Source organism: Sediminispirochaeta bajacaliforniensis DSM 16054 (assembly GCF_000378205.1).
In the GTDB taxonomy this organism is placed as follows: domain Bacteria; phylum Spirochaetota; class Spirochaetia; order DSM-16054; family Sediminispirochaetaceae; genus Sediminispirochaeta; species Sediminispirochaeta bajacaliforniensis.
In genome coordinates this window covers 1-7,893 of record NZ_KB899451.1, presented here as the reverse complement: position 1 = coordinate 7,893, position 7,893 = coordinate 1, and the positions used below count along the sequence as shown (strand labels likewise).

The 7,893-nt window shown below is 44.8% G+C and carries 7 protein-coding genes; 3 read left to right on the top strand and 4 right to left on the bottom strand.

Annotated features, from left to right (window positions below):
- On the bottom strand, positions 1-219 hold a 219-nt coding region (locus F459_RS0121530), incomplete at its 3' end, for a transposase (protein ID WP_020614716.1).
- 306 nt (positions 220-525) lie between these two features.
- On the opposite strand from F459_RS0121530, the gene F459_RS23085 reads away from it, so the two are divergent.
- The gene (locus F459_RS23085) at positions 526-1,419 is read left to right on the top strand and encodes an IS256 family transposase (RefSeq protein WP_281167940.1); all 894 of its coding nucleotides are present in this window, start codon (positions 526-528) and stop codon (positions 1,417-1,419) included.
- The gene (locus F459_RS24750) at positions 1,320-1,637 is read left to right on the top strand and encodes a transposase (protein ID WP_211214033.1); all 318 of its coding nucleotides are present in this window, start codon (positions 1,320-1,322) and stop codon (positions 1,635-1,637) included. Before F459_RS23085 ends, F459_RS24750 begins: the two co-directional genes overlap by 100 nt.
- A 187-nt stretch (positions 1,638-1,824) precedes the next feature.
- Here F459_RS24750 and F459_RS0121515 read toward each other — a convergent pair whose 3' ends face one another.
- Together F459_RS0121515 and F459_RS0121510 are read right to left on the bottom strand one after the other, a co-directional pair.
- A complete protein-coding gene (locus F459_RS0121515; protein ID WP_020614713.1) occupies positions 1,825-2,664 on the bottom strand; it encodes a DUF6268 family outer membrane beta-barrel protein in 840 nt (279 codons plus the stop codon).
- A gap of 61 nt (positions 2,665-2,725) precedes the next feature.
- Complete coding sequence (locus F459_RS0121510) at positions 2,726-4,264, bottom strand: carbon-nitrogen hydrolase family protein (protein ID WP_020614712.1); 1,539 nt, start codon at positions 4,262-4,264, stop codon at positions 2,726-2,728.
- A gap of 69 nt (positions 4,265-4,333) precedes the next feature.
- On the opposite strand from F459_RS0121510, the gene F459_RS0121505 reads away from it, so the two are divergent.
- On the top strand, positions 4,334-6,136 hold the full coding sequence (locus tag F459_RS0121505; protein ID WP_020614711.1) for a 7TM diverse intracellular signaling domain-containing protein: 1,803 nt from the start codon (positions 4,334-4,336) through the stop codon (positions 6,134-6,136).
- 287 nt (positions 6,137-6,423) lie between these two features.
- Here the strand turns inward: F459_RS0121505 and F459_RS0121495 are convergent, their stop codons facing one another.
- A complete protein-coding gene (locus F459_RS0121495; RefSeq protein WP_020614709.1) occupies positions 6,424-7,482 on the bottom strand; it encodes an NAD(P)-dependent alcohol dehydrogenase in 1,059 nt (352 codons plus the stop codon).
- Positions 7,483-7,893 lie beyond the last annotated feature (411 nt).

Genomic DNA, 7,893 nt, shown 5'->3' with positions numbered 1-7,893 from the left:
GGCCGCTTCAAGTACAAGCTGAAACTTTTCTCTGTTGCCCAGAGCGGCAGGTCCTAACTCTGCATCCAGGTTCAGTATACCGTTATTTACCTGCTCTATCCAGTTTCGGATGGTCTGATCGTTTATGCCGTATTCCAGGGCTACCTCACGGATACTCCGCTTCTCAGGGGGTAAGACTTTTTTCAAGACTGATTCTTTGATGGCTCTGCTGTACCTCATACTGTCTCCATAGTTCTGTTCTCTGATGAAGAAATTAAATTCTCACATCAGGCGTAATCTATGTTGACACAGGGGGCGAGTAGTCGGTTTTACGACAATACCGATGTGCCAGGGGCGGACCAATTTGACTGGCGATAGTGTCAGATTAACTCTGTTTTTGCCTGAAAATAAATATACTATTTCAGGAGAAAGAACATGATTTTAAACCAGAAAGAACTTGAAAAGCTCATCAAAGAACAGGGAATTAAGACAACAGAAGATTTGAACTCCTTCATGAATGACCTGTCAAAGTAAGTCATTGAAACCTTGTATGAAGGTGAAATGACCGACCATGTAGGTTATTCGAAAAATCAGAAAAGTAATCCGGATTCTAAAAATATACGAAACGGTTACTCAACAAAAACGGTAAAAAGCAAACACGGCGCAATAAATCTCGATGTCCCTCGAGACCGGGAGGGAAGTTTCGAGCCGCAAATTGTAAAGAAACGGCAGAGAGATATAACAGGAATGGAAGAAAAAGTCATTTCCATGTTTGGCCTTGGATTATCAACCCGGGATATTCAATATCATATCAAAGAAATATACGGGTACGAGATGTCTCCTGAAACGGTCTCGACTATCACAGATGCTGTTATTGAGGGAGCCAAGGAATGGCAATGCCGTCCGCTTCAACCCGTATATCCGATTGTATGTCTGGATGCACTGGTGGTAAAAATGAAGATAGAGAGAACTGTAAAAAACGTTGTGCTCTATGGAATTATCGGAATCAACCTGGACGGCCGGAAGGAATGTCTGGGGCTCTATTTGTCTAAAGAACCTGAATCATCACGTTACTGGCTTTCGGTGATGAATGAGCTAAAAAACCGGGGAGTTCAGGAGATCCTGATATTCTCGGTCGATAACCTGACCGGCATTTCCGAGGCTATTTCATCAGCCTTTCCCCGGGCGGAGGTTCAGAAATGTATTGTCCATCAGATACGCAATTCCTTAAAGCACGTTGCCTGGAAAGACCGGAAAACCGTAGCTGCCGATTTGAAGCTTGTGTATTCTGCCCCGACTGAAGAAGAAGGACTGCTCAACCTGGAAGCATTTCAGGAGAAATGGGGGGGGACGGTTTCCGCAATATCTACAGATCCTGGAAATCGAACTGGCCGGAGCTCTCAACCTTTTTCAAATACTCCGAGGATTTACGAACGCTGATTTATACAACAAATCCGATTGAAAGTTTTAACCGTTCCATGAGGAAGGTCTCGAAAAACAGACCAGTATTTCCGAATGAAGATTCGGTGCTGAAATTATTTTATCTTGCAACAAGCAGGCTGGAAGAAAAGTGGTCCATGAAAACACGAAACTGGGGTTCCATTTACTCCCAGCTTTTGATTCAATTTAGTGATCAATTGGAGCTCTATGCGCTCTGATCGATTTCAGGAAAAACACAGATTTCTGGACAGTCTCTTCAAATGGTCCGACAAAATCAAGGACTTCTACTTCATTGAAAATCAAAATTCCAACTTTAGTTTTATTCATTAATCCCCCCTATTTCCGTTTTCCACACGTCATATTTTCTATATGAGTGAAATCTCAATCTTTAAATCCACTGTTTTTTTATAACCCGGCAGCCAAACCTATCTTTACATACATTTCCGGGTCAATGTCAATTGTAAGTTCTTTATCATGTCCGTTATACAGCTTGAACTTTCCGGCAAAGGCGTATCCACATTCGAAATTCAGGACGATACTTTCGGACACAATGACGTGCAGAGCCGGTCCCGCGATCAGATTGGTGTATACCAGCCTCGGGTTGTCAATAAGGTATGTATCCGGATTTCCATAATAATTGAATGAATCTTTTTTTAAAAAAAAACCAAATTCAGCCGACTCATGGAGCATGAAACTCATATTGATACTATCGGGAACCGTTCCCGATATCTTCATTCCCTTTACGGGAATCCACTCGAACACCAGAAAAGGAAGCGGATAGACTTCCAGAGCCCGCAAAGAATAAAAAGCGCCCCCTCCGAGTGAAAAATCGGAGCCGAACCGGTGCATAAAAATCAGCGTCTCTGAAAATGAGATGTCGTCACCGGATATATTGTTTTCGAAATCGGATGCCAGACCGATCGCTGACCGGACCATCAACGACCATGATGTAGAAAGCCGCTGCATATAGACAAGGTTATAGGTGAGAGTATAAAATTTCTTAGTTTCCCCTGCACTTTCCCAATTAAGCCCCCAGTCATCATAATCGTAAACTGTGTATCCACAGCGGACTGTGTTGACAAATACTGTTTTCCCCTGGCTGAAAACCAACGGAAATGATGCGCTTACATCGAAGTCTGCAAGTGCCCGGAGTCCGTAATTCACTTTAACTTCCGGTTCCTGCTGAGCAGATATCAAGCTTCGAATTCCGATCAGGAATAGAAACAGAATAAACCCCTTTTTCATAGAACCTCTCCATTTTGATTCTTCTTTCAAACTGATACATTAAACCGACAAAGACCGGCCGCTATTTTTTGCGTCTCAAGGCTGTGGCCAATATGTACAGGAGAAACAGGAAAAAGGCCGTACAGCATATCCAGGCAAATAGATCACCTATAATTCCATACAGGGTCGAAGTACCCTTCACGGGAACCTCCGCGTACATAGTTTTTCCCGGAGATGTAAATGAGTTTTTTGAAGCCAGAATATTTCCATGATAGTCCACCGCCACCGAAAGACCGTAACTGCAGGGGCGAATAAAGGAAAACCCGTATTCTACCGCTCTCAGCATTTGACTGTAGGTAATTGCCAGTGCGCGGGTTGCTTCCGAGGAGGGCGCAATAATGAGATCGGCCTGCTTCTGAGCTGCCTGCCGCATGAAACGGGAAAATTCCATATCCTTGCAGATTACGACACCTATTCGGCCATATGGCGTATCGACTACGGGAATCTGGTCCGAAGAAGATTCCAGAACATAGTTGTCCTCAAGTTGGGCAACGTGAAGCTTTGTGTACTCAATCTTCAACTCTCCCTTGCAGTCTATAAGCAGAGCTTTGTTGCTTCCCTCTTCATCATCATCAAGTTCTATCAACCCGAAGGTATAGTCATGCCGTCCGGGATGTCGGGGAGGCAGAGCGACATAGTCCACGCATAGATATACGTTGTTATCCGTGGCGATTCTACGCATCCGTCCGATAAAGGCAGCTTCTTCCTCTTGAGGAAGAATTGCGGCAAACTCCTGTAGTACCGCGATTTCTGCGCCGGCATCAGCAGCCTGCCGGACCCGTTTTTCTATCTCGGGAACCACTACATCCAAATCGGAAAATTTTCTGCCGTCCAGTTTCTCGAAGACTTCCATGGGACTGATTTCGGCCAGAATAATTGCTGCGGTGGTAACTGTTTTTCCGGAATAATCGTAGAACATCGGCGAAGTTCTTATTCCGCCGTAGGCACACGCAAGCAGCATAACCCCGACATAGACTAAAACACCCTTTCTGATAATCTCCCACTCAAAACCATTCTCAAGGATCCAGTAGACAACAGAGGAACTCCATAGAAGAATAAACCCCGTTCCCCAGATGCCGGCTATTGAAAGGAATTGGACGAGGGAAGAGTTCCCATACTGCATGAAGGCATAGTAGAAGCCCGTACCCTTGAAAAGTCCGAAAGTGGAATCAAGAAAATATATCGTTACCGCAGTAACTGGAAATACGAGAGTTCTAAGGAAACCTTTCAGTTTATTATACAAAAGCCTGTCGATCAGGTACGGCAACGCGAAAAGAATTCCCTTTACTGTGAGCTTGAGGATATGAAAAATCATGAATGCCGCTCCGGAAGCGGGAAAAGGCAACAGCTGACTTGCCATTACGGACATAATGAACCCTGCAACAGTCAGCAACACTCCCTTGAACGTTTTCCGGGATCTGCTGAATCTGAGAATCAACAGGGCAGCGATAGGCAGAGCCATGGGCACATAATTCATTACCCGTGTAAAAATGAAAGCGCCGAATCCGCCGGCGAACCATAACAGCGGTTTATAATTGACTCTTACTGAAAGTTTTGACATTATTATTTACCTCATGATATTAATTTTCTGCAAAAGTATTACAATGTTTTCAGACAGTCCTGAAAAAACATGTCCGGACAGATATTTTCCATGAATACCATTCAAAAATATTCTGCAAGGCTTCTCCTTTTTCCCTTTCTGCTGCTACCGGTGCTGCCTGCCGCCGCAGATCCCGCTGCGATAGTCATTTCCGAAACTTTCCATGACGGTTCTTATATAGGGAAAAGCCTGGAGATATTGAGTGAGGGAGTTGTTTTCTCAAACCTCAGCCAGTTCAGGACCTTGCCTCCGGATGTCCGGAACATTCTTATATCGGGGAAAATGAGTTCAGATCCTGAAATCGAGGTAACCCTCAAACACACGGAAAACAGCTATCGGGCCGAAATGGACAAAATAAATACTAATCAGAAAACAGTTATTGTATGGGGTGTCGAAGATGCCGCCGCTCCCGGAATTTCTGCTTCCTACAGAAAATCTGAAAAACAAATACCGGCACTGGACTTTTCGGGAAACGCATACTGGATCAAGTTTGCCCTGAACAATCCCGGGCCGGAGCCTGTGAAGCTGATGATTGAACTGGAAAAGGGTATATACTCCTGGTTCGATCTGTTTTATCCCCATCGCGGCGGATACGGAATGCTCGCAGGGGCTTATGAATTCCCGATGAACAAACGGGCCGTTCAGGATAGTAGAATAGTATTTCCCGTGCAGCTGGGGCCGGGGCATCACAATTTTTATATAAGGATCGACAGCCAACTTGTCGACACTGTGCCGATCCGGCTGTGGACGGAAAGAGGATACTACCGACACAGCATGAGGAACAAATTCATCTATGGCGGCATCTTCGGAGCGACCTTCATTCTGCTGATGTATGCCCTTTTCCTGGCGGTTTCAGTACGGGAAAAAGGGTATCTCTATTTGGCCATGCTCATTGCTGCCGGATATATGGTTCATATAGCCAGTTCCGGTCTGGGGTTTGAACTTATCTGGCAACAGCATCCGATGTTTAGCATCGTCCTGTTCAGTCTGGCATATCCGCTGACTGTGATCGTAAACCTTCTGTTCTGCAGATATTATCTGAACACGAAACACCATCTGCCTGTTATAGACCGTATTCTGTCTGCAATGATTTATACTGCGGTACTGCTGACGGCGGTCCAGTTCCTTATTCCGCTTTCAGGGCGCTGCATCTTCACAACTTTTTCGATAGTCATAGATTATCTGACGGTGCTGCCCCTGATCTATGCCGTAGTCGTTTCTCTGATCCGGAAAAAACAGCCTGAAAACAGGAAAGCGATTTTCATGCTGACGGCAGTCAGCTTTCAGCTGTTGTCCTATATAGAATTCTGGATGAGCTACTCCAATCTCCTGCCTCTGGGACTGATTGATTTCATCCACGTGAGAAGTATAGGCTTCGTTCTGGTAATGCTCCTCGGGTTAAGGTACAAACTCAGGGAACTTGAGCAGAGTATTACGGGAATAAAGAGCGAACTGGACGCCCTTATCAAGAAAAGGGAATCCGAACGCAGGGAAAAGGTAGTTACCGATAATACCCAGATCAAGGTGGAGGCAGTACGCGATCTGATCGAAACCCGATACAGGGAGCCCCTGTCAAGATACGACCTTGCCGCCGTGGTAAATATGAGCCAAGATCATCTGGGAAGAATGTTTAAACTCCTTACAGGAGAGAAGATATCGGTCTATATCAACAGGCTGCGGGTAGAAGAAGCCTGCAGGATGTTGATCGAAACTGACCTTAAGATTATTGATATCGCCTTTGATATCGGATTCGAAAACCTGAGGACATTCAACCTCTGTTTCGCCAGGACAACCGGTGCTTCCCCAAGCGTGTACAGAAAGACACATGGATAGCAATTTTACAGTAAAAACTTGTTTCTCTTCTTATTCAGTAAGCGGTAAATCTGGCTGGTTATGGTGGGTGGACCCCCATAAATATCTACGAAGAAGCCCAATTCCCCTGGCTCATCAAAGAGAAGGGGTTTATCCGGCAAGCCATACAGGAAGAAAAAATCGTTATCGGATTTTGTCTCGGTGCTCAGATCATTTACCTTTACCGTTCTCAATTATTGTGCTCTTCCTCTGATTTTCTTGTGTTGTAACAAAAAAATCAGAGGAGCAGCATCTGTACATTCGCTCTATTAAACAATGACTACTGGTTTTATTAATTCCTTAGGCTTGTCCTTCATCAGAAGCAATGCCTCTTCAAGATGCTCCATACCATTGAATTTGTGGGTTATAAGTTTACCTAAATCAAGTCTGCCTGTTGTGGCAAGCGCCGCAAGTTTCTCCATCCTAAGCCTGCCGCCCGGCATCAAGCCCCCGGCAATAACTTTGTGTCCCATCCCGCAACCCCAGTCAAGTCTATTAATCAAAACGTTTTCTCCGCTGCCAAGGTAATTAACATTGCCAATTCTTCCGCCTGGCTTTAGTATTTTTAATACCTGATTAAAGGTCTCCGTTGCGGTACCCCCTGCTACAATTGCCTTATCCACACCTTTCCCATTGGTTTTATCCATGATTTGTTCAACAAGATCACCATCGCGATAATTAATAATATCCGTTGCTCCATATTCTTTAGCAACCTGCGAACAAACGGGACGTGAACCTACTGCATATATATTGGCTGCACCTGATAAGGCTGCTCCTGCAACTGCCATTAACCCAACCGGCCCTATTCCGACGACACATACGTCATCTCCAAATTTGATTTCAGCTAATTCCACACCATGAAAGCCTGTTGGTACCATATCACTTAACATGACAGCTTCTGCAACATCAAGTTCTTCCGGCAAAAGGGCAAGGTTTCCATCAGCGTCGTTTACATGAAAGTAATCTGCAAAAACACCATCTTTAAAATTAGAAAACTTCCAGCCTGCCAACATTCCTCCCGAATGCATGGAAAATCCGGCCTGAGATTCGGGCGAAGACCAGTCAGGTGTAATTGCGGGTATAATCACTTTGTCACCTGATGTAAAATCTTTAACAAGAGAACCGACTTCGACCACTTCTCCCACGGCCTCATGTCCCAGAATCATATCCGTTCTTTCTCCGATGGCGCCTTCCCATACGGTGTGCACATCGGAAGTACACGGAGAAACAGCCAGAGGCTTTACGATTGCATCAAGCGGCCCACATTCAGGCGTGGCCTTTTCAACCCATCCGGTTTTACCTATTTTTCGCATTGCGAAACCCTTCATATAAAACGCCTCCTAAAATACCACATGTGATCTGTTTACCTGCATGAAGTACTTATTTAATAGATAATTTCATATCGATATATAAACACTCCATTATCTATTTGTCAATCACTCGTTGATATTTTTCTCTTTTAAGTATGTCGCCACCGGAGGTAAATTGCAGGAAAACACCGGAGGTAAATTGCAGACTCCGGCTTGAAAAAAGGGCAGTACTGCCTTGTAATGGTTGTAGCCAAACAATCATGAAAACAAGGAGTACGCCCTACAATGCTGGAGTTACTGATGCATGAAGCACAGATGTTGAAACGACAGGGCAAGAAGATCAGAGAAATCGCTGAATCACTCGGGAAAAGTGAACGTATGGTTCACTACTATCTGACGGAGCCCTCACGACCACGTAAAAAACGGAAC